This window comes from Glaesserella sp. (assembly GCF_041817755.1).
Lineage (GTDB): Bacteria > Pseudomonadota > Gammaproteobacteria > Enterobacterales > Pasteurellaceae > Glaesserella.
Genome location: NZ_JBGYBX010000056.1, coordinates 40682 through 66887, shown reverse-complemented (window position 1 = coordinate 66887; position 26206 = coordinate 40682). Strand labels below are relative to the sequence as shown.

At 43.0% G+C, this 26206-nt stretch carries 21 protein-coding genes, 1 tRNA gene and 2 pseudogenes; 13 read left to right on the top strand and 11 right to left on the bottom strand.

Features of this window, described 5'->3' with window-relative positions:
• Together ACEYKX_RS08835 and ACEYKX_RS08830 are read left to right on the top strand one after the other, a co-directional pair.
• Positions 1 to 1350, top strand: a pseudogene (locus tag ACEYKX_RS08835) (filamentous hemagglutinin); the annotation flags it as partial.
• 1293 nt (positions 1351 to 2643) lie between these two features.
• Positions 2644 to 2877, top strand: coding sequence for a hypothetical protein (locus ACEYKX_RS08830; protein WP_042906762.1), 234 nt, complete (start codon positions 2644 to 2646; stop codon positions 2875 to 2877).
• Between the two features lie 76 nt (positions 2878 to 2953).
• Here the strand turns inward: ACEYKX_RS08830 and lon are convergent, their stop codons facing one another.
• Complete coding sequence (gene lon / locus ACEYKX_RS08825) at positions 2954 to 5359, bottom strand: endopeptidase La (RefSeq protein ID WP_373768233.1); 2406 nt, start codon at positions 5357 to 5359, stop codon at positions 2954 to 2956.
• A gap of 145 nt (positions 5360 to 5504) precedes the next feature.
• Here lon and hflD point away from each other — a divergent pair, with 145 nt between their 5' ends.
• The 5 genes from hflD (at position 5505) to ACEYKX_RS08800 (ending at position 9415) form a co-directional block, all read left to right on the top strand.
• Positions 5505 to 6134, top strand: coding sequence for a high frequency lysogenization protein HflD (gene hflD / locus ACEYKX_RS08820; protein ID WP_373768232.1), 630 nt, complete (start codon positions 5505 to 5507; stop codon positions 6132 to 6134).
• A 13-nt stretch (positions 6135 to 6147) separates the two neighbouring features.
• Positions 6148 to 7515, top strand: a complete 1368-nt coding sequence (purB, locus tag ACEYKX_RS08815) for an adenylosuccinate lyase (protein WP_373768231.1) — start codon at positions 6148 to 6150, stop codon at positions 7513 to 7515.
• 85 nt (positions 7516 to 7600) lie between these two features.
• Positions 7601 to 8365, top strand: coding sequence for a DeoR/GlpR family transcriptional regulator (locus tag ACEYKX_RS08810; protein ID WP_373768230.1), 765 nt, complete (start codon positions 7601 to 7603; stop codon positions 8363 to 8365).
• Between the two features lie 3 nt (positions 8366 to 8368).
• The gene (gene ubiA, locus ACEYKX_RS08805) at positions 8369 to 9241 is read left to right on the top strand and encodes a 4-hydroxybenzoate octaprenyltransferase (RefSeq protein ID WP_373768229.1); all 873 of its coding nucleotides are present in this window, start codon (positions 8369 to 8371) and stop codon (positions 9239 to 9241) included.
• A gap of 87 nt (positions 9242 to 9328) precedes the next feature.
• Positions 9329 to 9415: transfer RNA gene (locus tag ACEYKX_RS08800), tRNA-Leu, on the top strand.
• A 149-nt stretch (positions 9416 to 9564) separates the two neighbouring features.
• On the opposite strand, the gene leuD is transcribed toward ACEYKX_RS08800, so the two are convergent.
• The 4 genes from leuD to rsuA all read right to left on the bottom strand — a co-directional run bounded on the left by leuD (position 9565) and on the right by rsuA (position 13746).
• The gene (leuD, locus tag ACEYKX_RS08795) at positions 9565 to 10167 is read right to left on the bottom strand and encodes a 3-isopropylmalate dehydratase small subunit (RefSeq protein WP_373768228.1); all 603 of its coding nucleotides are present in this window, start codon (positions 10165 to 10167) and stop codon (positions 9565 to 9567) included.
• A 10-nt stretch (positions 10168 to 10177) separates the two neighbouring features.
• On the bottom strand, positions 10178 to 11587 hold the full coding sequence (gene leuC / locus ACEYKX_RS08790) for a 3-isopropylmalate dehydratase large subunit (protein WP_373768227.1): 1410 nt from the start codon (positions 11585 to 11587) through the stop codon (positions 10178 to 10180).
• Positions 11588 to 11836: 249 nt separating this feature from the next.
• Positions 11837 to 13054 (bottom strand): Bcr/CflA family multidrug efflux MFS transporter, encoded by a 1218-nt coding sequence (locus ACEYKX_RS08785; RefSeq protein ID WP_373768226.1) that lies wholly within the window; start codon positions 13052 to 13054, stop codon positions 11837 to 11839.
• The gene (gene rsuA / locus ACEYKX_RS08780; protein WP_373768225.1) at positions 13051 to 13746 is read right to left on the bottom strand and encodes a 16S rRNA pseudouridine(516) synthase RsuA; all 696 of its coding nucleotides are present in this window, start codon (positions 13744 to 13746) and stop codon (positions 13051 to 13053) included. The genes ACEYKX_RS08785 and rsuA overlap by 4 nt, the downstream gene beginning before the upstream one ends.
• Before the next feature lie 133 nt (positions 13747 to 13879).
• Here rsuA and ACEYKX_RS08775 point away from each other — a divergent pair, with 133 nt between their 5' ends.
• From ACEYKX_RS08775 to apbC, 3 genes are read left to right on the top strand one after another with little or no spacing between them, the layout of a single operon-like run.
• Positions 13880 to 14533: a YchE family NAAT transporter gene (locus ACEYKX_RS08775; protein ID WP_373768224.1), complete on the top strand. Its 654-nt coding sequence runs from the start codon at positions 13880 to 13882 to the stop codon at positions 14531 to 14533.
• A gap of 4 nt (positions 14534 to 14537) precedes the next feature.
• Positions 14538 to 16055, top strand: a complete 1518-nt coding sequence (locus ACEYKX_RS08770; RefSeq protein WP_373768223.1) for a peptide ABC transporter substrate-binding protein — start codon at positions 14538 to 14540, stop codon at positions 16053 to 16055.
• A gap of 9 nt (positions 16056 to 16064) precedes the next feature.
• Positions 16065 to 17162, top strand: coding sequence for an iron-sulfur cluster carrier protein ApbC (gene apbC / locus ACEYKX_RS08765; protein ID WP_373768222.1), 1098 nt, complete (start codon positions 16065 to 16067; stop codon positions 17160 to 17162).
• Between the two features lie 509 nt (positions 17163 to 17671).
• On the opposite strand, the gene ACEYKX_RS08760 is transcribed toward apbC, so the two are convergent.
• From ACEYKX_RS08760 to ACEYKX_RS08745, 4 genes are all read right to left on the bottom strand, one after another.
• Positions 17672 to 18274, bottom strand: coding sequence for a Slam-dependent surface lipoprotein (locus ACEYKX_RS08760; RefSeq protein ID WP_373768221.1), 603 nt, complete (start codon positions 18272 to 18274; stop codon positions 17672 to 17674).
• Between the two features lie 128 nt (positions 18275 to 18402).
• The gene (locus tag ACEYKX_RS08755; protein ID WP_373768220.1) at positions 18403 to 18981 is read right to left on the bottom strand and encodes a hypothetical protein; all 579 of its coding nucleotides are present in this window, start codon (positions 18979 to 18981) and stop codon (positions 18403 to 18405) included.
• Positions 18982 to 19133: 152 nt separating this feature from the next.
• The gene (locus tag ACEYKX_RS08750; protein ID WP_373768219.1) at positions 19134 to 19544 is read right to left on the bottom strand and encodes a hypothetical protein; all 411 of its coding nucleotides are present in this window, start codon (positions 19542 to 19544) and stop codon (positions 19134 to 19136) included.
• A 26-nt stretch (positions 19545 to 19570) separates the two neighbouring features.
• Positions 19571 to 20191 (bottom strand): transferrin-binding protein-like solute binding protein, encoded by a 621-nt coding sequence (locus ACEYKX_RS08745; protein ID WP_373768218.1) that lies wholly within the window; start codon positions 20189 to 20191, stop codon positions 19571 to 19573.
• Positions 20192 to 20343: 152 nt separating this feature from the next.
• On the opposite strand from ACEYKX_RS08745, the gene ACEYKX_RS08740 reads away from it, so the two are divergent.
• Positions 20344 to 20718: a helix-turn-helix domain-containing protein gene (locus ACEYKX_RS08740; protein WP_373768217.1), complete on the top strand. Its 375-nt coding sequence runs from the start codon at positions 20344 to 20346 to the stop codon at positions 20716 to 20718.
• Positions 20719 to 20784: 66 nt separating this feature from the next.
• Here ACEYKX_RS08740 and ACEYKX_RS08735 read toward each other — a convergent pair whose 3' ends face one another.
• Positions 20785 to 21444 (bottom strand): tetratricopeptide repeat protein, encoded by a 660-nt coding sequence (locus ACEYKX_RS08735; RefSeq protein ID WP_373768216.1) that lies wholly within the window; start codon positions 21442 to 21444, stop codon positions 20785 to 20787.
• 65 nt (positions 21445 to 21509) lie between these two features.
• Positions 21510 to 23256: pseudogene (ycaO, locus tag ACEYKX_RS08730) on the bottom strand (30S ribosomal protein S12 methylthiotransferase accessory factor YcaO).
• Between the two features lie 149 nt (positions 23257 to 23405).
• Between ycaO and rng the strand changes: the two are divergent.
• Both rng and ACEYKX_RS08720 read left to right on the top strand, forming a co-directional pair.
• Entirely contained in the window at positions 23406 to 24881 is a 1476-nt protein-coding gene (rng, locus tag ACEYKX_RS08725) for a ribonuclease G (RefSeq protein WP_373768214.1), read from the top strand.
• 160 nt (positions 24882 to 25041) lie between these two features.
• A complete protein-coding gene (locus ACEYKX_RS08720; protein ID WP_373768213.1) occupies positions 25042 to 26082 on the top strand; it encodes an extracellular solute-binding protein in 1041 nt (346 codons plus the stop codon).
• Positions 26083 to 26206 lie beyond the last annotated feature (124 nt).

Sequence of the window (26206 nt, the reverse complement as noted above, 5' to 3'; positions counted from 1 at the left end):
GCACAACAAACGAAGACAGGTAAGACCGTCGAAGAAATACGGGCACAAGTGAAAACGGAGATTCATACCGACAACGCCGAAAGTCATAGTGGCAAGTTGGAAAACCGTTTTGATAAAGCTGCCGTCCAAAATGAGTTGGATTATCAAGTAAAAGTACTTCAAGAATTTGACAAAAACAGAAAAGAGGTGACAGATTATTTTTATACAAAAGCTGAAGAAAACAGAGCTGAGGCAGTAGAAATTAGAAAAACAACAGAAATAAATGGAAAAACAGGTTATAACACGGAAGTCTCTCTCGAGCTAGAAAGAAAGGCGGATATTTATGACTCTATTGCTTTGGGTACTGATTTAGTTCTTGGAGCAACATATGGTTGGGGAAATTCTAATTTATTAAATTATGCAGGCATTGGAGCAGTCACAACTCCGGTAGTAAATGTAGCGACAGCCCCAGAGCAGATTTGGGTAACAACTTGTCAGCAGGATTCATTATATTGTGCGGACAATAATATGGACGGTTCAAAACGCCCGACGGAAAGCGGCAAGGTGCAGATTGGTGATAAACGGCAGATTTTCGATATTACTGAAATAAAACCGTCGGAGACAAGTGGTGTGATTACGCTTTCCAATAATGGAATTTTAAATCCACTGGACGATGCACTAAAAAATGCAATTAAACAAAATAAATGGGAAACCAATAAAGAGGGAATTGTGGTGGTTTATAACAGACCGACAGGAAACTATGTTTCAGAGTTGTTATATGCAGCTTATGATAAAACGAATGACTTATTAGGGGGTAGATTACCGCTAACGACAGCAGAGAAAGCCAACTTAAAACTTTATGGCTATGCGAAACAAAATAATTATGTTCTTGATGTCAGTAGTCATAGTCGGGGAGGGCTAACGGCAAGTGTTGCATTACAAGAAGCAAATAGAATTGGGTTAAAAAATATTCCGATTCGGGAGTCTCGCTTTTTTGGTACGGCAACGAATGTCAAAGATTATGCAGGTTATTTGAAAGAGAATAATCCGAATGCAGTAACTAAGTCAGCCGTTCATAAAGCGGATTTTGTGGGTAATAAATGGAATGTAGGGTTAATGGGATTTAATGATACAACAGGAGGCGATTGTATATTCTGTTATTCTCATAGTAGTTATTTTGCAGAGAGACCTAGTGAGTATCTCATAAATGAAAAAGGACAGTATATTGATCTAAAAGGAAATATGGTAGATAAAAATGGCAGAGTTAGGAATGAATATTATAATGAATTTATTAAGAAATGGAATTCTGAAAATAATATTTACAATCAATCGTTGCCAAAAACAATAACGCCTAGTCAAGGAGATAAATAATGAAGATGATAATTTTAACCATAAATTTATTGTGTCTTTCAAGTTGTGTATTTTTTCCTGATAGTTACTTTATTAGGATTTGGAATGACGGAGTTCGTCCATCAGCTAAGGAAATGGAAATGTTTTCACAATGCTTAGATGAGTTCCAAAGGAAATATTCTAAGATAGAAGATCCCCATAAGGTAAAGGAGATGCAATATACAAAAGATTGTATGAAGAAAAAAGGGTATTGGTAGGGGGTAAATATGATATTTAAATCATCAGTTCATAAAGCGGATTTTGTGGGTAATAAATGGAATGTTTGTAATGCCTAAAGACAAAGGAGAAGAAAAATGAGATTTTTAATTTTTATTCCGTTTTGTTTTAGTTTGTTAGGTTGCTTTTCTGCAAATAGTTATTTTGTTCGATGGTGGAATGGCGATGTGTTAGAAAAACTCTCCCCAGAAGAAAAAAAATATGGGCTCTATGTGATCTAGAATTAAAACATCTTCCAGAAAACACTGCTGATGAGAGAAATAAAAATACTTTATTATTCCTGAAGTGTGTTAATGACAAGAAATCAAACTAAGGAGGTGTTCCACAAAGTATGCTGTTCTTGAAAACACAGATTTCTTCATCATAACAGAGTAATACAAGCGGTCATTTAAGGTTAGTTTTTTGCAAAAATTATCGTTAAACAGACCGCTTGTTTTCTGTTCTAAAATTAAATGGTAAGGGGGAATAAAAATGAAAAAGAATATTTGGATGATAGTTATATCTACTTTTTAACTTCTTGTTGCACGAATAATAGCAGCTGTGTTGCTGTTAGAGCTTGGGATGGCACTTATTCTAGAGAAAGAATTCACCAAAAAGCAGAAAAAATCCGAGAAGAAAATTATGAAAATGAATCTCCTGAAAAAAACAATTGAGACAGAAGAATCAAAAAATTTGCGACGAACTCAGCTTTTTTATTTTTAATAAAACTAAAAAGGAAGAGCTAGAGAAAATTATAAATATGAGTGATTTATATACGGATTGTATGAGGGATAGAGGAACACCGGAATTTTAGGGGTGTTCCACAAAATATGATGTGTATAAATTGACCTTGTTAAAAATCTAGAAATAGAATTTGGGACTGATGGGGTTTGATGACACCACAGGAGGAGATTGTACTTTCTGTTATTCTCATAGTAGTTATTTTGCAGAAAGACCAAATAAGTATTTGAAAGAATTTAACACAATATGGGTTCCTATTGATAAGAAAAGCAATCCATCATTACCAGAAGTACTTAATTCTAAACAAGGAGATAAATAATGAAATCATTAATAATTTTAGTCATAAGCTTTTTTCTCTTGTCTGGATGTTTCTCAGCAGATAGTTATTTTGTTCGATGGTGGAATGGAAATATTCCTATGTCAGATAGTGAACGAAGAGCTTGGAGCTATTGTTTTAAAGAGTCTGAATTACAGTATCCTGATAGTATAGATCCATTGGGTAAAGAACAATTAAGATATCAGAGAGAGTGTATGAAAAGAAAAGGCTATTAGTATTGTATTATTTTAGGGGATGGTTACAGATACGATAAAAAAGCCCGGCATACACCGGACTTTATTCTTTAAGGTATTATTGAATAGCTCTCGTCACTTTCGTTTTTTTTACCTTAATCGGCTTGGTGGAATGCGGTACAATCTCAATCCCTTCAGGCGGATTTTGTAACGCAATCGCCAATACTTCATCAATGGTTTCCACAGCGTGAATGGCTAGAGCTTGTTTTGCATTTTCAGGGATTTCTTCCAAGTCTTTTTCATTCTCTTTTGGAATAATCACTGTCTTGATGCCGCCACGATGTGCCGCTAACAATTTCTCTTTTAAGCCACCGATTGGCAAGACTTTACCACGCAAAGTAATTTCACCCGTCATTGCAACATCTGCACGCACCGGATTGCCTGTGAGACTGGAGACCAAAGCCGTACACATGGCAATACCTGCACTTGGGCCATCTTTCGGCGTTGCACCTTCAGGGACGTGAACGTGAATATCACGTTTTTCGTGGAAATCGCTCGCAATACCTAATTTTTCAGCTCTTGCACGCACGACCATCATTGCCGCCTGAATGGACTCTTTCATCACATCACCGAGAGAACCTGTGTAAGAGAACTTCCCTTTACCAGCCACAGAAGCGGTTTCAATCGTCAATAAATCACCGCCGACTTCCGTCCACGCCAAACCAGTCACTTCGCCGATACGGTTCTGGCTATCCATTTTACCGTAGTCAAAACGCGGTACGCCCAAGTAGTCTTTTAAGTTTTCTTGGCTAACGGTGATCGATTTGAGTTTCTTATCCATCACTAACGCTTTTACCGCTTTACGACAGATTTTCGCAATCTCACGTTCAAGGCTACGCACCCCGGCTTCACGGGTGTAGTAACGAATAATGCCCAAGATTGCACTGTCATCAATTACGAGTTCCCCCGCTTTTAAACCGTTATTCTCTTGCTGTTTCGCAATCAAATGCTCTTTCGCAATGTGCATTTTTTCATCTTCCGTATAACCCGAAAGGCGAATAACTTCCATACGGTCTAACAATGCAGGCGGAATATGCATTGAGTTTGATGTCGCCACGAACATCACATCAGACAGATCGTAATCAACTTCTAAATAGTGATCGTTAAAGGCTTTATTTTGTTCAGGATCAAGCACTTCAAGTAGAGCTGACGCAGGATCGCCACGCATATCTTGTGCCATTTTGTCGATTTCATCGAGTAAGAAAAGCGGGTTTTTAACGCCAACTTTTGCCATTTTCATCATCAACTGACCTGGCATTGAACCGATATAAGTACGGCGATGTCCACGGATTTCCGCTTCATCACGCACGCCACCTAATGCCATACGCACATATTTTCTGCCTGTCGCATTCGCAATCGACTGACCCAGTGACGTTTTACCCACACCCGGCGGCCCAACTAAGCAAAGGATCGGGCCTTTGAGCTTGTTCAAACGGCTTTGTACCGCAAGGTATTCCAAAATACGTTCTTTAACACGCTCTAATCCGTAGTGATCTTTATCCAACACTTCTTGAGCTTTTTGCAAATCTTTCTTCACAACAGACCGCTTGTGCCACGGCATTTGTAAAATCCAGTCGATATAACCGCGCACCACGGTCGCTTCTGCCGAACTTTGCGGCATGGCTTTCAGTTTATTGAACTCGCCGTCGACTTTTTCTTGCACTTCTTTCGGCAATTTCGCCTCAGCAATTTTCACTTTCAGTTTATCCAGTTCGCTCTGTTCTTGCTCTTCTTCACCGCCCAACTCTTTACGAATTGCCTTAATTTGTTCGTTCAGATAATAATCGCGTTGATTTTTTTCCATCTGCTGTTTGACACGATTACGGATACGACTTTCGGTCTCCATCGTGTCCATTTCCGTTGCCATTGCCACCAATAATGCTTCAAAACGAGCGATTAGGTTCGCCTCTTCTAAAAGCGCCTGTTTTTGTTTGACCGGTGCGACAAGATTCGCCGCCATGGTATCTGCAAGGCGATCTTCAAAGGTGATTTTTTGTAATTTCGGTAAAATTTCTGCCGGGACTTTTTTATTGCTTCGGACGTAATTTTCAAATTCATTCAACGCCGTTTTGGCGATCGCTTTCAGCTCTTCATTATCATCTTGATAATCGGAGGCTAACGGTAACACGCCTGCCCAAAAGCCGTTTTCATCATCATGAACATAGTCGATTTTGCCGCGTACTTGTCCTTCTACCAGCACTTTGACCGTACCGTCAGGTAGATTTAACATTTGGATAATGTTCGCCATTACCCCTACATCATAAATATCGTCAACGGTCGGATCTTCTTTATTCGGGTCTTTTTGTGTCACTAAAAACAGTTGTTTATTGGTTTCCATTGCCGCCCGTAAGGCTTGGATGGATTTATCCCGCCCGACGAATAACGGCATTACCATAAACGGAAATACCACTACGTCGCGTAGGGGTAATAACGGTAATTCGATTGCTTTCTTTTTTCTTGCCATGGAATATCTTCTCCTAAAATTCAATGCGCCAATTATGGGGGCAGAATCGGGAAATACAAGGGGAAAATCACAATAAAATAAAAGCATTCAAAACCCCCTTAAAAAATGCTATATTCCATCGAAATTTTGTCAGCAATGTTAGAAAATGACCGATTATCAAGATATTTCCATTGCCTTGGCAGGTATATGCCAAAGCGCAAGCCTTGTTCAACAATTCGCCCATAAAGGCGTTGCCGATCGAGAGGCGTTTAAACATTCCCTAGAAAGCTTACTTATTACGCAGCCGGATTCCACTCTTGCCGTGTTCGGCGGCGATCTTGCCCATTTGAAACAAGGCATTGAAACCGCACTGGCGCAGTTCGGCGGCGCCAGGGGAAAACTGGATACGGAAATCGGTCGGTACTGGATTGGCGTATTAGCCTTAAGTCAAAAACTGGCTAAAACCCCCCAAGCGAAAGCCGAGTTGGCTCAACGCTTGCAACAACTTGAACGCCAACTGGCGTTATATGACAACGATATTCTGCACGAACAGATGATTTCCAACATCGCAAGTATTTACAGCGATATTATCAGCCCGCTGGGTTATCGTATTCACGTACTCGGCGTACATGACTATCTCTCCCGCCCCGATATTCAAAACCGTGTACGGGCAGCTTTATTGGCTGGAATCCGCGCCGGGATTTTATGGCAACAAGTCGGCGGCAGCCGTTGGCAATTTTTCTTTTCCCGCAAAAAAATTCTGAATGCAACACAATCTTTATATTTACAACTCTAACGGAGAAAACCCTATGCAACTTAATGCTTTAACTGCATTGTCCCCGATTGACGGTCGCTACCAAGACAAAGCTGCCGCACTTCGTCCGATTTTCAGTGAGTTCGGCTTGCTTAAATTCCGAGTCACCGTCGAAGTCCGTTGGCTACAAAAGCTGGCTTCTCACGCGCAAATTCGTGAAGTTTCAGCTTTGTCAAAGGACGCAAACGATTACCTGAATCACATTATTGAACATTTCTCCCTTGAAGATGCCGAGCGGATTAAAACGATTGAGCGTACCACTAATCACGATGTAAAAGCGGTTGAATATTTTTTGAAAGAGAAAAGTGAAACGTTACCTGAATTAGCTCAAATCAGTGAATTTATCCATTTTGCCTGTACCTCTGAAGATATCAATAACACTTCTCACGCTTTGATGCTCAAAACGGCACGAGAAGAAGTCTTATTGCCTGAATGGAAAAAAGTGATTGACGCAGTGGTTGAATTGGCAAACCGCTACAAAGATATTCCGTTACTTTCCCGCACGCACGGTCAACCGGCAAGCCCGACGACCATTGGCAAAGAGATGGCAAACGTGGCGTATCGTTTAAAACGTCAATATAACCAATTAGAAAACTTAGAGATTTTGGCGAAAATCAATGGTGCGGTAGGCAACTATAACGCTCACCTTTCCGCTTACCCTGAAATTAACTGGCATACATTCAGCCAAGAGTTTGTAGAATCTTTAGGGGTGACGTGGAACCCGTACACTACCCAAATCGAACCGCACGATTACATTGCCGAATACTTTGATTGTGTCGCTCGATTTAATACGATTGTGATCGATTTCGACCGTGATATGTGGGGCTATATTGCATTAAATCACTTTAAACAACGCACCATTGCAGGGGAAATAGGTTCTTCTACCATGCCACACAAAGTTAATCCGATTGATTTTGAAAATTCTGAAGGTAACTTGGGATTAGCCAATGCGGTGATGAGCCATTTGGGGCAAAAATTGCCGATTTCCCGCTGGCAACGTGATTTAACCGACTCGACTGTGTTGCGTAATTTAGGCGTTGGTTTAGGTTATGCATTGATTGCTTATGCATCCACCTTAAAAGGGATCAGCAAATTGGAAGTCAACGAGCAACATTTGCGTGATGAACTCGATCAAAACTGGGAAGTGTTGGCTGAACCGATTCAAACGGTCATGCGCCGTTACGGCATTGAAAAACCGTATGAAAAACTCAAAGAGTTGACTCGCGGCAAACGGGTGGATGGCGAAGCCATGCGTCAATTTATCGATGGCTTGGCATTACCACAGGCAGAAAAAGATCGCCTCAAACAAATGACACCGGCAAGCTATATCGGCTATGCGGTAGAGCTGGTTGAAAAATTGTAAAATTCTGCTGAAAAGTGACCGCTTGTTCAATACAAGCGGTCACTTTTAGGAAGCATTTTGCAAATTGTGAATTGGGAGAATAAAAATGAAACAATCCATTCGCCATCATAAAATTATCGAATTAGTTAACCAACTTGGTTATGTCAGTACGGAAGAGCTTGTCGCTCAATTGAACGTCAGTTCTCAAACGATTCGCCGTGACCTGAACGAGTTGGCGGAAAACAACTTGATCCGCCGTCACCACGGTGGCGCCGGCGCACCTTCCAGTACGGAAAACAGCGACTATACGGAAAGAAAATATTTCTTTCCGGAGCAAAAAGAATGTATCGGCGAATGTGTTGCCAAGATGATCCCGAACGGTGCCTCACTGTTTATCGACATCGGTACTACACCGGAAGCGGTGGCGTTTGCCTTGTTGTCTCACAAAAACCTGCGCATTGTGACCAATAATTTGAATGCGGCGCATATCCTCAAAGAGAAAGAAGATTTTCAAATTACCATTGCCGGCGGCGGTTTGCGTACGGACGGTGGTATTATCGGTGAAGCGACGGTTAATTTCATCAATCAGTTTCGCTTAGATTACTGTATTTTGGGCATTAGCGCGGTAGAATCCGACGGTTCAATGATGGATTACGACTACCACGAAGTGCAAGTTAAACGGGCGTTAATGCGCAATGCACGGAATATAGTGTTAGTTACCGATCATTCAAAATTTACCCGCAATGCTATCGTGCGTTTGGGCGATGTCAGGGAGGTCAACTGCCTGTTTACCGACAGACCACTACCGCTCGAATTGCAAAATCACCTTATTCACAGTGATGTATCCGTGCATATTTGTAACGAAAAATAAAGAATGAAACAGCACTTTACCCAAGATAAACGGTTGGCTTACGTGCAATTGATGCGCTTGGATAAGCCTATCGGCACGTTTTTATTGCTATGGCCGACGCTTTGGGCGCTATTTTCGGTATCGAACGGCTTTCCGCCGTTACCGATCTTGATCGTCTTTGTCCTCGGCGTAATTGTGATGCGTGCCGCAGGTTGTGTTATTAATGATTACGCCGATCGGCATATTGATGGCAACGTTAAACGCACCTCGCAACGCCCGCTTGCGACAGGCAGAGCAAGTGAGAAAGAAGCCAAAGTACTATTTGCCGCATTGATTGCCGTTGCGTTTTTATTGGTTCTACAACTGAATACTTATACTATTTGCTTATCCTTTATTGCCGTGGGGTTAGCGACGGTGTACCCTTTTATGAAACGTTATACTCATTTACCGCAGTTCGTATTGGGCATGGCGTTCGGCTGGTCAATTCCAATGGCATACGGCGCAGTCAGCGAAAGTTTACCCTTAGAATGTTGGTTACTCTTCTTTGCCAACCTTGCTTGGACGGTTGCTTACGATACCCAATATGCCATGGTTGATAGGGACGATGATTTACGCATCGGAGTGAAATCCACCGCCATTCTATTTGCACAGTACGACAATAAAATCATTGCGTTACTACAAGCAACGGCATTGGTGTTACTTGTTCTTTTCGGTAAAATCAGCCACTATCAGACCGCTTACTTTATTGCATTAGGACTAACTGCCGTTTTATTTATCTATCAATGCAAACTCACCAAACAACGTGAACGGAAAGCTTGTTTCAAGGCTTTTTTAAATAACCACTATGTCGGCATGGGGATCTTTATCTCCATTTTAATCGGCATTTATACCGCGTAGTGTTGAAAATAAAAGCAACCAATTGAAATCCGATGATTTTTGCTTGCATAATAACGCGCAGATTTCTATAATCTGCGCCATTCGATTGCCAGCGTGGCGAAATCGGTAGACGCAGCGGATTCAAAATCCGCCGCCCTTAAAAGCGTGTCGGTTCGAGTCCGACCGCTGGCACCATATTAAATTAAACCCCAAAGGAATAATCCATTTGGGGTTTTTATTGTCGATCAATTGCAAAAGTTTGGTCGAAACTGACCGCTTGTGTGTTGGTTGCATAACAAATAAACGCATACGATTGATCAAACCGTATGCGTTTTTCGTTCGTATCAGCGTAAAAATGCCGGAATTTTACTTTCGTACTCTGCAATTTTGTCTTCGTATTGTAGAGTTAAACCGATATTATCCAAGCCGTTTAACAGGCAGTGGCGGCGGAATTCATCCAACTCGAAGTGATAGATTTTTTCACCGACTGTCACAGTCATCGCTTCTAAATCAATGTGAATCGGTTTGCCTTCATTCGCCCACACCCATTGGAAAATTTCTTCCACTTCCTCTTCGCTCAGACGAATCGGCAACATATGGTTGTTTAAGCTGTTGTTGTAAAAGATATCGGCGAAACTCGGGGCGATCATGGCTTTAAAACCATAGTCCGCCAATGCCCATGGCGCATGTTCACGGGAGGAGCCGCAACCTAAATTTTTACGCGCCAACAGAATGGTGGCACCTTGATATTGAGGATAATTCAACACAAATTCAGGGTTGGGCTGCGTTCCTTCAACATCCAAATAACGCCATTCATGGAATAAATGTTTGCCGAAACCGACACGGGTAATCGCTTGGAGAAATTGCTTCGGAATAATTGCATCGGTATCGACATTTGCCGCATCAAGCGGTACCACTAAACCGGAGAGTTGTTTAAAACCTGCCATGATGAGTTCCTTAATTTAAGTCTAGATGACGAATGTCAACAAATTTGCCGAAAACGGCGGCGGCGGCGGCCATTGCCGGACTGACCAAATGGGTACGTCCGTTACGCCCTTGACGTCCTTCAAAATTACGGTTGCTGGTTGATGCGCAGCGTTCCCACTCGCCCAGACGGTCGTCATTCATGCCTAAGCACATAGAGCATCCCGGGTTACGCCATTCTGCCCCGGCTTCAATAAAGATTTTATCCAAACCTTCTTTTTCCGCTTGTTCTTTAACCAAACCGGAACCCGGCACGACGAGTACGCGTTTTACGTTGTCGGCTTTTTTGCGTCCTTTCATCACGGCAGCGGCGGCGCGTAAATCTTCAATACGGGAATTGGTACAAGAGCCGATGAATACTTGATCGACCGGGACGTTTTTGAAATCCGTGTTTGGTGTTAAACCAATATATGCCAGTGCTTTTTCGGCGGAAGCGCGCTGCACAGGATCCGCCATATCGGCAGGATTCGGAATAACTTGATCGATGCCGATCACCTGTCCCGGGTTCGTTCCCCAAGTCACTTGCGGTGAAATTTCTTTTGCGTCTAGAGTAACGACCGTATCAAATTCGGCGCCTTCATCGCTTTTTAAGGTTTTCCAATATGCAACGGCATCGTCCCAATCTTTTCCTTTCGGTGCATGAGGGCGATCTTTTAAGTATGCAAACGTAGTTTCATCCGGTGCGATTAAACCGGCTTTTGCCCCCAATTCGATAGCCATGTTACACACGGTCATGCGACCTTCCATCGATAAATCACGAATGGCTTCGCCGCAGAACTCTACGACGTGTCCGGTACCGCCCGCCATGGTGGTTTTACCAATAATGGCAAGCACGATATCTTTTGCGGTAATACCCGGCGCGACTTTACCACGGACTTCGATTTTCATATTTTTTGCCCGAGCCTGTTTTAAGGTTTGGGTCGCAAGGACGTGTTCCACTTCGGAGGTGCCGATACCGAACGCCAATGCACCAAACGCCCCATGCGTTGCAGTGTGCGAGTCGCCGCAAACAATTGTCATGCCCGGCAAAGTGAGTCCCTGTTCCGGTCCCATCACATGCACGATGCCTTGTTCTTTGGTATTCATGTCAAATAAGGAAATACCGGTGGATTGACAGTTTTTTTCCAGTTCCAATACTTGGATTTTGGCTTGACCTTCCAGTTTACTGACATCACGTACTTGAGTGGAAATGCTGTGATCCATTGTGCCGAATGTTTTTTCAACTTGGCGGACTTGGCGATTGGCGACACGCAAGCCGTCAAAAGCTTGAGGACTGGTCACTTCATGAATCAGGTGGCGGTTAATATAAAGAATCGGGGTTTCGCCGGCTTCTTCATGCACCACATGGGCATCAAATAATTTTTCGTATAGGGTTTTTTTCATAATGGTTTCCAACTCTAAAGATAAATCTGAATCAACAAGCGGTGAGATCCGTAAAATAATTTGCAAATCCCACCGCTTGTATCACTGACAAAGGAATATAACTGCTCTTAAAATGAAAGTAAAATGCTATTTTTGTGCCGATTCCGTGTTTTTATGCTGATAAATCAGTAAAAAATTACCTAAATTTAACGGTATAAAGTATAAAATGCTGAATTTATTTCATTTTACAGGTGCGGATCGGTCAAGTTTTTATTTCTGAGGGATTTCCTCAGTTTCAGGTTCCTGACGGTGATAAGACAAAAAGTAATAGCAGGCGACGGAGCCGATAGAACATAGCGCCATCGTAAACAACATCGGGCGTTCCGTTGCTAACGGGATATGGGATAAGCCTGCGCCGATAATCGAACCGATACCGAATCGTGCCGTTCCGGCAACGGCATTTGCCGTCCCCGCCATTTGCGGGTAACGATCCAAAATAGCTGCCGATGCATTACTGCCCACGGTCGGTCCCATGCCAACGAAAAGGGCAACGCCGAGCGCCATACTCCATAAACCGAGTTGAAAGATGGCGGATACCGCTAACCAAATGCCGGCGAGTAGTTGTAAGCTCAAACCGATACGTAACATATTTTCAGAGCCGATCTTCATGACTAAGCGCCCGTTGACGAAGGTCATGATCGTCATCACAATAATGTTCAGCATGAAAAAATAGCCGAAATGCTCTGAGGATACACCGTACAATCCGATGTAAACCAACGAACCTGACGTTAAAAAACTAAACATGCCCGCAAAAGAAAGTCCGCCGACTAATACGTAGCCGAGGGTGGCTTTATGTGAAATCAGTTGCGTAAAGCTGTTGAGGACTTTACCGAAATTTAGCGGTAGGCGGTTTTCAGGCTTTAAGGTTTCGGGGATACGGATACTGACCAAGATGACGCACAGGATCCCCATGATCATGAGCAGATGGAAAATGGTGTGCCAGTGGAACCATTTGGCAATATATCCGCCGGCAATCGGTGCAAGCAGCGGTGCAACCATGGTGATGATCATAATGGTGGACATCATGCGGGCAAATTGATTGCGTTCGAATAAATCTCTGACCAATGCGCCGAGTACGACGGCGGGAGCCGCACCGAATAAGCCTTGTACCAAGCGCCAAAGGTAGAAGTTTTCAATCGTAATGACTTGGGTCAGAAAAAAGGAGGCGACTGCCCCGCCGCTCAATCCGAGTAAAATGATCGGCTTGCGTCCGAAGCTGTCTGCAATCGGTCCCCAAAAGAGCTGACCAATGGCGAAGCCGAAAGTGAAAATGGCAAGGGTTGTTTGAACCTTTTCCTGAGAAACGCTCAGATCTTTCGCAATATCGAGAAATGACGGCAGATACATATCGATTGCCAAAGGCGGAAGCATGGAAAGCAGCCCTAAAATAATAATAAAAAAGCCGTTGGGTCTAGTGGATGGATTCATTTAAAACTCGCTATTTCTTCCGGGGTTAACATTCTGAATTCGCCTTCTTCCAGTGTTTCATCAAGGATAACATTACCGATACGCCAACGATGTAGGGCTTCTACCTTATTGCCGAGTGCGGCGAACATTCGTTTGACTTGATGATAACGTCCTTCGCTGATGGTAAGGTTGACATTGTAATCATCTAATATTTCCAACTTCGCCGGTTTGGTCGGGGTCTTTTCGCCGCGCAATAAAATGCCTTCAGCCAGTTTATCGGTATAAAAATCTTCAACGGGATCGGCAAGAGTCACTAGATAGGTTTTTTCACAGTGATGCTTTGGAGAGGTAATACGGTGCGACCATTGTCCGTCATCGGTCAACAGGACTAATCCCGTGGTATCCGCATCCAAACGTCCGGCACAATGCAGTTTGCTGTTGAGCGGAGGATCAAAAAAGCGGAAAACGGTAGGGTAATCGCCTTCATCATGAGAACAAACGCAGTGTTGTGGTTTGTAGAGCATGAAATATTGCCCGGCTTCCGTCCAAGTGAGCGGTTCGCCGTCAAAGCAAACCTCGTCTTGAGCGCTGATTTTTAACGCACTGTTTTTCTCAACGATGCCGTTGACAGTCACTTGTCCGGCGCGTAATGCCTTACCTGCTTGAGAGCGGGTCAGTCCGGTATTTTCGGCAATAAATTTGTCTAAACGCATAGTATCTTATTGGGTGGTTAAAAAGATATTATAGATCCATTTAACCGGCTCCGTTGTAAATTTTTGCAAGCCTTTTGTGATATTCCCAAGTATAATACGTCATAAATTTTAGCGATATTTTTTGAGCTACCTTGTGGAAAAAGTAATTAATTTTGCAATCTATTTGCAGTTTTTTATCGGTCTTTTTGCGATTGTTAACCCGTTCGGCACGTTGCCGATTTTCTTTAGTATGACCGCCCATCAATATGAGGCGGATCGTAACCGTACGAATTTGATCACTTCTGTATCCGTCGGCATTATTTTGCTGGTCAGTCTGTATTTCGGCAAAGTGATTTTGGATGCGTTCAGTATTTCCTTAAATTCGTTTCGCGTTGCGGGAGGAATTTTGATCGTCAGTATCGCAATGACGATGATTAGCGGTAAACTTGGTGAACATAAACAGAATAAAGAAGAGAAAAATGAGGATGTCACCGAATATGAAAATATCGGTGTTGTACCGTTGGCGATGCCGATTATGGCGGGACCAGGGGCAATAGGTTCGACGATTGTGTGGGGAACCCGTTATCATTCTTGGGTAGATTATATCGGATTTAGTCTCGCGATTATTTTATTTGCCACGATTTGTTATGTGTTATTCCGTTTTTCTGCGCCGTTGGTGAAAAAATTAGGCAAAACCGGCTCTAATGTCGTGACCCGTATCATGGGATTGATTTTGATGGCATTAGGGATTGAAATTATTGTCGCCGGGTTAAGTAATTTATTTCCGGGGCTTACTGCAATAAATTAAAGGTATGATCGTTTCTTTACTGAAAAAAATCACAAAAGTTGTTGTATGTCTGGCGTTATTGAGCGGTTGTGACGAAATTACGGCACCGCTGACGAACGATAAAAAAACGGTGCAACTACCGGAACGAGAACTTCGCCGTGCGATTTATACAACAAGTTGGCAGTTGGATCCGCATTTTGTGCAAAGTGCCGCAGAAGGCGCATTATTGCGCGATATGTTGGTCGGCTTAATTGCGTTTAATGCCAAAGGGGAAAGTGTGCCTGCCGTGGCAAAAGAATGGGTTAGCGAAGACGGAAAAAGCTGGCGTTTTATTTTAAATGACGATTTGTCTTGGTCTAACGGGGAGAACGTGAATGCTCATGATTTCGTCGCCAGCTGGCAACGTCTAGGCGATCCGCAACAAGCTTCTCCTCTGGCACCTTATCTTATTTACATGGGTATTGAAAATGCCAAAGCCGTCATTGCAGGGGAAAAGCCGGTAACGGAGTTGGGGCTTCGCGCACTAAATAACCAAACTTTACAAATTCAACTGGAACAACCGAATTTTCAATTGCCAAGAATGTTAACCCATGTGGCGTTGTTACCGACTTATCAGGGGAACAAACCGACAAGCGACTCGTTGTTAGTGAGTAACGGCAGTTATAAAATGGTGGCGAAAACAGCGGATCGTATCGATCTTCAAGCCGTATTAGCGGAAACATCGTTTCAACAAGTCAGCTATCACCGCTTGAATTTAGGCGCTATGCCGACGCATATTGATGTCATTGAAAACCCGTCGGAAAACAGTCCTCTTCTCCAAATTACAATGCCGCGTTTATGTACGTATTTTTATGAATTCAATTTTGCTGATCCGATCATACGCAAACGGGAAGTCCGCCAAGCCATTCGGGCAATGCTTTCCCCGGCGGAAATCAGCCAAAACCTAGGCATACCGACGCATTTGGTGCTACCGAAATCGATGTTACCGGAACAAGAGCGCCAACTTTCAACCGTCAGTTCGGAACAATTACTACATCAGCTTGGTGTCGAAGCGGGTAATCCGATTAAAATCAGCCTCACTTATGATGATCAAGGGCAGCACAGCCACATTGCTCAGCGAATCGGGCGGACGTTAGGGCAATCGGATTTGTTTCGCGTCAGTTTGCAACCGGTCACATGGCAGCAACTGCTGGAACAACGACAACAAAAAGCATTTCAGCTTATTCGATCGGGCTGGTGTGCCGATTATGATGATCCGCTACTGTTTTTAAATCAATTTCATTCCGCCAGTTTGGATAACAAAAGCGGCTACAAAAATGAAACGGTAGACAAACAGCTGGAGCAATTACACAAAGAATTACTGACCAAGGCACAACGCGATCAACTTATTCTCAATATTGTTAACCAGTTAGAGTATGATGTTGCTGTGCTGCCGTTATTTCAATATCAACGCAAGCTTGCGTTGGAACCGACCATTCGCGGAATTCACCTGAATAATTCCAGCGAAGTGATTTACAGCAAAGATTTATATCGACAAGAATAAGGATAAACAATGAATCAATTGAATGAACAGCAACTGGCTGAAATTAAACGAATTTTACAAGCGTTTACACACCCGACGTTACAAAAAGATTTAATAAGCTTAAATGCGTTTAAAAAAGCGGAACTCGGCGCAGGAGTTCTACGCATAGAATTGGTGATGCCGTTCGCTTGGAACAGCGGATTTGAAGCACTGCAAGCCGAAACCGACGCAGCGCTCAAACAAGCCGCTCAGGCGACAAACGTGAAATGGGTATTGACGTACCAAATCGCCACCTTGAAGCGGGCAAATAACCATCCGGCGGTCAATGGCGTGAAAAATATCATTGCCGTCACATCCGGTAAAGGCGGTGTCGGTAAATCGACCACTTCCGTCAATTTGGCATTGGCGCTCAAAGCGCAAGGCGCGCGCGTCGGGATTTTGGATGCGGATATCTACGGGCCGTCTATTCCGCATATGTTAGGTGCGGCGGATCAACGTCCGACATCACCGGATAACAAACACATCACGCCGATTGAAGCGCACGGCTTGCAATCCAATTCCATCGGCTATTTAATGGAGGCAAACAACGCCACCATTTGGCGCGGTCCGATGGCAAGTAGCGCATTAAGCCAACTGTTACAAGAGACTTGGTGGAACGAATTGGATTACTTGGTGATTGATATGCCGCCGGGGACAGGTGATATTCAACTGACCTTATCGCAACAAATTCCGGTCACCGGTGCGTTGGTTGTCACCACACCGCAAGATATTGCATTACTGGATGCCGTCAAAGGCATCGCCATGTTTGAACGGGTTTCCGTTCCGGTGTTGGGGATTATTGAAAACATGAGCGTACACATTTGCGCCAATTGCGGACACCATGAACACATTTTCGGCTCAGGCGGCGCGGCTAAAGTGGCGGAAAAATATCACACTCAAGTCTTAGGGCAATTGCCGTTACACATTCGCTTGCGTGAAGACTTGGATAACGGCACACCGACGGTTATCGCCGCTCCGGAGCATGAAATCAGCCAGGCTTATCGCGAGTTAGCGGCAAAAGTCGCCGCCGAATTATATTGGCAGGGAAGCGTCATCCCGTCAGAAATCATGATTCGGGAAGTGAAATAGTCATTGCGTGCTTTTTGCAAATTTCAGCGTAAAACTGACCGCTTGTGTCATAGGAAAGTATGCAGTAAGGTTTAAACATTCCCCCTCTTTTCTAAAGAGGGGCGTTTATTGAATAATATACGGGAACGTTGATAAAAACGACAAACGCTAATAATCTTCGATGAAGCTGATCCAAAGTGAATATAAGATAGCAAGACAGCCAAGCCCGCCGATACCCCAAGCAAAATAAGCGACAGCCGGTCTTTCAACCAATAATCCGACGGCAGTGCTTACCCCCCCCCATAACAACTAAAGCAAATAAATGCAACAGAAAAGATGTAAATGAACGTAATATTCTTTCAAACACAGTGATTCTCCTTTTGGTTTTAATTATCAAAGCCGATTTAACGTAAATATACAACGCCGTTTTTTAAAATGATAGTGCCATAGGTAAAAATAACAAGCGGTACGATCTTGCAAAAATTTTGCAGAATCGTACCGCTTGTGTATAGGTAGAATACCTGTCGTGGTTACTGTTTTTGACCGCCGAAGGCGACGTTTAGATTCGGATTGCTTTCAAAGCGAACAAAGCCGGCTGCCTCTTTGGCGCTCGGTCCGAATAGCGCGCCTTCATAGTTGCCGTTAATGCCGTCCGAGGTTGCCGTACCGTTGAAATCGACTCCCGATAGGGTGCCGCGATTGAGTGAAATGTCTTTTCGAGAGCGCTCATCGGAAAATAAAATACTGCCGTTCACTTTCTTCTCTTCAAAGTCAACATATAGCGTAGTGATTCCGCCGTGCTTAAAATGATTGGCTCCGTCCATCCATACCGCCTCGCCGATATAGGTATATACACCGGCTTTCGGGATGTCGTGAGAGGTCGCTTTTGTACCTTGGTAACGGTAGTCTTTTTGCGTTGCGTCATCCCTTAACCATACCCCGTAGAATGAATGGTTGCTGTTTCGACCGAATAAGCGTCCTTCTTCGGTATACAGTTCAATAATGCCTTTCGGCGACAGCGTAAGATTAATTTTATCGCCGTCAGGCGTATGTGCATTCCCCGAACCGCCACCACCGCAAGCCGTAATAAAAATCGTCGACGCCATTAGAGAAATAAGTTTGAACGTTTTCATGGTTTTTTTAATCCTTATAAGAAGTCAAACAGTGTGGGTATTATAGTATGATGAATTGAAAAGGAAATCGGGATTTGCAAAATCGTATTGTTTGCAATAGACTGTTGGAAACATTACATAATTATAGGCTATTTCAAATACCCTTTTCCTTGTAAATCAGCAACACAATTATTTGTTAAATCTTGAATAATCATCTCTACTGCAGTGCCAAAGTTTGCATGCCAAGTAAAGTTACCTTTAGGAACATCTTCATTGCCAAGAGTAGTTACTAATTGATGTTGATAAGTTTTAGTTGATAATCTTTTGCCGTTTTCTGAATAATTGCATACAAATTGATAATTATCTATTGCAGTTTGACCTATCAATCCTAAGGTCAAGCTATTGACCTGAGAATCAACGATGGCTTGTGCTATATTTGCAATATTATTAAGTGTAGCTTTAATTTTTTTATCTGAATTTTCATCTATAACTATAACCTTTGTTCTAGTAAATGCATTTTCAAAATCATTTTGAATTTTTTGTTGATAATTATGTAACACTTCATCATTACGCATAAGTTGAGCCTCAATTCTCACAGGAATAGGATATTTAGGTTGTTGCAAATTTTCCTGTTTAATTTGTTGAAAATTATTATTGGTATATATGTTAGTACTTAAACAACCGGCTAAAAAAAATGGTGTTGTAGTTGCTAGAAGTGTTTTTCTCATAACGTGGTTCTCTAACTATATAATATATTTAAGTTTTTGGATTTATAGTAAATTTTAAATAGTCTTTATCAATATCTAGGTCTCAGCATGGCTACCTGTGCCATTAAGGAAGAGAAAAACTCAAGAGAAGTTCTCTTGAGTTTTTACGTAGATTATTGGTTTAAGGTTTTGGATACTGAGGCAGGATGAATATCATACATGCCGCCGTTAAGCGGATCGACGATTAACCAGCCGACTAAGCCTCCGAAAATGAAATTCCCCAAGATATATTTTGCATTGGGTGAAGTGGATAACGGGTATGTTGCGGTTTGGTAACCTTCTTTATCGAACGTAACGGAATAGGTTTTTTTGCCGAAATAGCTGCCGTCATGTTTTGGTAATGTGACGGTTGCCGGCGTGGTACCTTCATGAACGGTTTTCCCTGTTTCATCAATGATTTTAAAATGCGCACCTTCAGGCGTTGTGCTGATCGGTAACGATTGCGTTTTGTCGCCAAGAATAGTGGCACAGCCCGTGAGTGAAAGAACAGAAGTTAAAGTAAGGATAGAAAGTAATTTTTTCATCGTAAGATCTCCAAATAGTGATTGAATTATTGTTTTTTACCGCCGAAGCTGACATCTAAGCTGCTGTTATTTTTAAATTGCACCAAACCGGCGGCTTCTTTGGCGCCATCTCCGAATAAGGCTCCTTGGTATTGACCGCCACTGTTACCGAGTACGCTGGCTCGCCCTGCGAACGAGGCTCCGGACAGTGAACCTGTATGCAAGGTGATATCACGTCTGAATTCATCGCCGTTAAATATAGAGAAGGTGATTTTTCCGTTAACGGTTTTTTCATCAAAATCAACCTTCAGGGTGGTATTCCCGCCTTTTTGGAAGGAGTTGTCGTACCCGCTTATCCAAACTGCATCCCCTTTGTAGGTGGCAACGCCCGAAGTCGGAATATTGGTGGCTTCGGTGCCTTGATAGCGAAGTTCCCGCAAGGTTTTGGCATCATTACGCCATACACCGTAAAATGAGTCGGCATTGTTTTGTCCGAATAATCTTCCTTCGGGCGTATTTCCTTCCACCGTTCCTTTAGCGCTAATTTCTAAGTCAAATTTTTTTCCGTCAGGTGTTTCAGCCGTGCCACCACCGCCACCACCGCCGCCACAGGCGGAAAGAATGCCGGCAATCAACACAATGGATGTTATGTGTAAACGTTTCATCATGGGTCTCCTTAGGTTAAAAGTAATGTTAAGTAAAGTTGTTAATACTCTCTGATTGAGTATTTTAATAAATATACAATTCTATAGAAATAAAAACAAGAGTATAAATAACAAAAAATATCACTCATTGAGTAAATGTTTGATGAGTGGCAAAAATGACGAAATTTGTAGCAACGGATGTGGATTTGGCAATCGGGAAGAGAATCGTACAACGACGTAAAGAGGTCGGATTGAGTGCGGAGGTGCTGGCGGAGCAAATCGGGGTGTCGCAACAACAGTTTTCACGTTATGAGCGTGGCGCGACGAAAATGAATGTTTCCCATTTGGTCAATATTGCCGTGATTTTAGATACGCCTATCAGTTGGTTTTTTGCCGACAGTAAAGCGGATAATCTGACGTTTTCGGATAAGGAGCATTATGTGCCGATTCGAAACGATGCGTTAAAGCAACGTTTGGACTACCATTGGGCAAAATTAAACAATGAGCAAAAGCGGAATTTGATTAATTTTTTGGATTCGATGAATAAATAAGCCGAACTGTGGCGACAAGCGGTACGATTCGGCAATTATTTTGCAAAATACTCAAGGGCGGAGCGGTTATGGTTGATGAAGCGCTTTGTATCTGTCACAGCCTTCGGCTTCGTTATCGTCACACGCCATGCCATAGAACCGCTTGGCTTTTTGAAGATCTTTCGGAACGGTCCGGCCTTCTTCATACATTGCGCCGAGGGTAAGACAGCCTATTGAATAATACGGCTCCGAGGAGTAGCAGGCTTTATTTAGTAATGCCATTTCCTTTTGCAGATCAATCGGTAGCCCGCCGATACCGGCACCGTAATAATTGGCTAATCGTAGGCAGGCTTTGATGACGTTGGCTTCACAGGCTTTTTCAAAATAGCGGCGGGCGTGCTCATAATTTTTACCATCGATATCATATGAAGTTTCAACGCGTTCGCCCCGCTCGTAACAAGCGTGCATTTCGCCCATGTCACAAGCCCGCTGATATAATTCGTCGGCTTTATCGCGACCGGGATCGTCGTCATAATTTTCTCCCCAGCCTCGTGCATACATTTCGGCAACCATGTAACAGCCGGACGGGCTTTTATCTTGTTCGCACGACTGCTTAAATGCGTGAAAAGCTTTGCGGTAATCCGAATTATATGTGATAAGCAGACGGCTTCCCTTTTCAAAATGACTTTCGGCAAAGGCGGCGGTCGCAGAGAGGAGAGTGAGTGACACGCTGATCAATTTATTCATGTAGCAACTCCGTTTTCATTATAGAAAAGAAAATTCGGGCGCTCGTGCGCCCGAGGTCGCGTAACTTATTTCACCTGTTGCAATTTACGGTAAGCCGCCAACAGTTTTTGATGAGCCTGCATATTTTCAAGGCTTTCATCTGAACCGTTTAAGCCGTGGAACGGGTTACCGCCTTGTACCGCAGACCACGCAAAGTCCACCGCTTCTTTGCCGTACATTTTGTTAAATAGCATACGGTATTGTTCCGGTTCACGTCCTTCATCTAAGAACAACTCAATCGACTGAATCAAACAGCGGTAGTAGTTATTGCGTTCTGCTGAGAAGACGGAGGCATTCATATTGGCTGTCCAGTTTGCCCAATCTAACGCTTCTTCAAGGTTACCTAAAGCAAGGTGTAACATTGATTTTAACTCGCCAATACGCAAGGTTTGTAAGGCTGAGCCTTTCTCTGCCACCACGCCAATAAACTCACGCACACGGGTCATATCGTCAATGCTTTGTTCGTCCAACTCGTCCAGTAACTCTTGGTAGGTGTCTTGATCGTGGTGGAAATATGGCAAGTCGAGCAAAATCTCACGCCATTCCATTCCCATATTGTTGTTTGCATAAATTAGGTCGTCTGACGGATAGATGTTTGACATACCTGGGGCAAGAATACGGCAAGCGTAAACGCCTAAATGCTCGTAATCCATAATATAAACTTCTTGTTTATGCTTATTGAAGATTGCCATTAAGTTGGCAAATTCTTGTTCGGTTGTGCCTGAAAAATCCCAGTGAACGAAATCATAATCCGCTTCGGATTTGAAAAGATCCCACGAAATCAGACCGCTTGAGTCAATGAAGTGAGTTTCAAGGTTAGCGTGATCCGCTACATCTTCATTATTAAACGAAGGCGGTGCGAAAACATCTAAATCTTTTAAGCTACGACCTTGTAATAATTCGGTGACAGTACGCTCAAACGCCACTTGGAAGTTCGGGTGTGCACCGAAAGAGGCAAAGCAGGTGCCGTTGTTCGGATTGAGTAAAATCACACAAATCACAGGGAACTCACCGCCTAATGACGCATCGTAGCAGAGGATCGGGAAGCCTTCTTGTTCTAATTTTTCGATAGAGGCTTTGATTGTCGGGTAGCCGTCAATCACACTTTGTGGAATTTCAGGCAGACTGATCGCTTCTGTAATAATGCGGTTTTTTTACAAAACGCTCAAACACTTCCGATAAGCCTTGCACACGGGCTTCGTTTTTGGTGTTACCCGCAGACATACCGTTCGATACGAATAAGTTACCGATAATACTTTGCGGAATATAGACCGTTTGACCGTCGGATTGACGGGTATAAGGCAACGCCACGATACCACGATCTGCATTGCCCGATTGTAAATCGATCAATAAATCAGGGGTTAAATCGCCGTGAGGGTCGAAATAATCACGCAAGAACGGATCTAAAATGCCTTCCGGTAAAGTTTCTTCATCTTCAATTTCAAACCATTTTTCACTTGGATAGTGAACAAATTTGCCTTCGGCAATCTCTTTGCCTAAATAGAAATCCGCCCAGAAATAATTGGTCGATAAACGTTCAAAATACTCCCCTAACGCAGACGCTAACGCTGCTTTTTTACTTGCCCCTTTACCGTTTGAGAAACATTGTGGGCAGTCTGCATCACGAATATGCACCGACCATACATTCGGCACAGGGTTGAGCCACGAGGCTTCTTCAATATTAAAGCCTAAGTCTTTTAATTTCGTCTGGAATTTTTCGATACTCTCTTCAAGGGCTGCATCTTTACCCGTAATAAAGGTTTTTTCAGTCATGGTTTTTTCTCTTTGCACAAAATGGCGTGCAGACTATCAAATTCTTGCCGTAAATCAAAGGAGAGATCACTTTTTGCAAAAAAAGTTAACAAACTGACCGCTTGTTTAGGTAAAATTCGTCAATTTTTCAATTAAATATAAAGATTCAAATGAATTGTGCAGAATTATTAGTCAACGTCACACCCAGTGAAACCCGTGTGGCGTTAGTCGAAAACGGGATTTTAAAAGAAGTCCACATTGAGCGTGAGGCCAAACGTGGGATTGTCGGCAATATTTATAAAGGACGCGTGACCCGTGTCTTGCCGGGGATGCAATCGGCTTTTGTGGATATCGGGTTGGAAAAAGCGGCGTTTTTACATGCATCCGATATTGTGTCTCACACCGAATGTGTCGATGAGAACGAGAAAAAACAATTCGTGGTAAAAAATATCAGTGAGTTGGTACGCGAAGGGCAGGATATTGTTGTGCAGGTTGTGAAAGATCCTCTGGGTACCAAAGGAGCGCGTTTAACGACAGATATCACGCTGCCTTCACGTTATTTGGTCTTTATGCCGGAAAACAGCCATGTCGGCGTGTCTCAACGGATTGAAAGTGAGGAAGAACGTAACCGCCTGAAAGCGTTGGTGGAACCTTACTGTGACGAGCTTGGCGGCTTTATCGTTCGGACAGCGGCGGAAGAGGTCAGTGAAGAAAGCCTTGAACAAGATGCGATGTTTTTAAAACGTTTATGGCGGAAAGTGTTAGAACGTAAAGGAAAATATCCCGCAAAATCTATGTTGTACGGTGAGTTGGCGTTAGCGCAACGCGTGTTGCGTGATTTCGTCGGTACTCACATTAAGTCCATTCAGATTGATTCGAAAATGACTTACGAGCAGGTGAAGGAGTTTTTGAGTGAATTTATGCCCGAATTGGCGGAGAGTGTCAGTTTATATAGCGGTTCTCAGCCACTGTTTGACGTGTATCGGGTGGAAGACGGTATCCAAAAAGCGTTGGATAAACGGGTGGATTTAAAATCGGGCGGTTATTTGATTATTGAGCAGACGGAAGCGATGACAACCATTGACATCAATACGGGGGCGTTTGTCGGTCATCGAAATCTGGCGCATACGATTTTTAATACCAACATTGAGGCAACGCAAGCGATTGCTCATCAGCTGCAATTACGCAATCTCGGCGGTATTATCATCATCGATTTTATTGATATGTTGGAAGAAGAGCATCGTGAACGTGTATTGGAATCTTTAGAGTTGGCATTAAAAGGCGATCGAGTAAAAACCAATGTGAACGGCTTTACCCAATTGGGCTTGGTTGAAATGACCCGTAAACGTACCCGTGAAAGCCTTGAGCGGGTATTGTGCTGTGATTGTGCCTCTTGTAAAGGCAGGGGGACGATCAAGTCAGTTGAAACGGTCTGTTATGAGATTATGCGTGAGGTTGTTCGAGTTCATCATTTATATCGTTCGGAACGTTATGTGGTGTATGCATCCCGCAATGTGGCGGAATATTTAATTCATGAAGAATCCCATGCGCTTTTAGCGGAATTGGAAGTGTTTATCGGTAAGAAAGTGGAAATCAAAATTGAACCTTACTATCACCAAGATCAATTTGATGTCGTTGTGATGTAGAATTTAGGCTGTCAGCTTAAAAAATGAACGAATTTGCAATAAATTTGTTGCAAAATGTAGGGGGGGGGGCTTAGAATGCCCCCCGTCTTTCATGCGAAAGGCAGGTATTTGTTGGAGTGATCCAAATCTTCTTTTTTTACTCATTTAGGAGAACACATTAATGAAAAAATGGGCTGTCGCATTCACTTCTGGTATGGTGATGTTAAGTGCAAACAGTGCGTTGGCAAATGAAACCGTACACCTTTACACTTGGACGGAGTATGTGCCAGAAGGTTTATTAGAAGAGTTTACGAAAGAAACCGGTATTAAAGTCGTCGTTTCAACCCTTGAATCAAATGAAACCATGTATGCAAAATTAAAAATTCAGGGTAAAGACGGTGGTTATGATGTTATTGCCCCGACAAACTATTTCGTGTCAAAAATGGCGCGTGAAGGTATGTTAATGGAGCTTGATCACAGTAAATTACCTGTCATTGCGGATCTTAACAAAGATTGGTTAGACAAGCCTTACGATAAAGGTAATAAATACTCTTTACCGCAATTATTAGGCGCTCCGGGTATTGCTTATAATACCGGTTCATTCCAAGGTAGCGATTTCAGTTCTTGGGGTGATTTATGGAAGCCGGAGTACAAAGGTAAAGTTCAATTATTAGACGATGCGCGTGAAGTGTTTAACATTGCATTATTAAAATTAGGTCAAGATCCGAATACCAAAGATCCGGCTGTCATCAAAGCGGCTTATGAAGAGCTATTAAAGTTACGCCCGAACGTGTTGGCATTTAGTTCAGACAACCCGGCTAACTCATTTATTGCAGGTGAAGTTGAATTGGGTCAATTATGGAACGGTTCGATTCGTATTGCGAAAAAAGAACAAGCACCGGTTGATATGGTATTCCCGAAAGAGGGGCCTGTGCTGTGGGTGGATAACTTAGCGATTCCGTCTAATGCGAAAAACCCGGATGGTGCTCACAAGTTAATCAACTACTTATTAAGTGCACCGGTAGCTGAAAAATTAACGTTAGAAATCGGTTATCCGACATCAAACGTCAAAGCGTTGGAAAAATTACCAAAAGAAATTACCGAAGATCCGGCAATTTACCCTACGTCCGAAGTGTTGCAAAAAAGCCATTGGCAGGATGATGTCGGTGATGCAATCGAACTCTATGAAAAATATTATCAAGAGTTAAAAGCGGCAAAATAATTTTTTATTGATTGAAAACCCTAAGCGCGTTCTTAGGGTTTTTTTATTGTGAGCTCACAGTAAATTTTCTTGCATTTCCCTTTAATTAACCTAGAATCCGAAACGCCACAATGTGGTAAGTGGT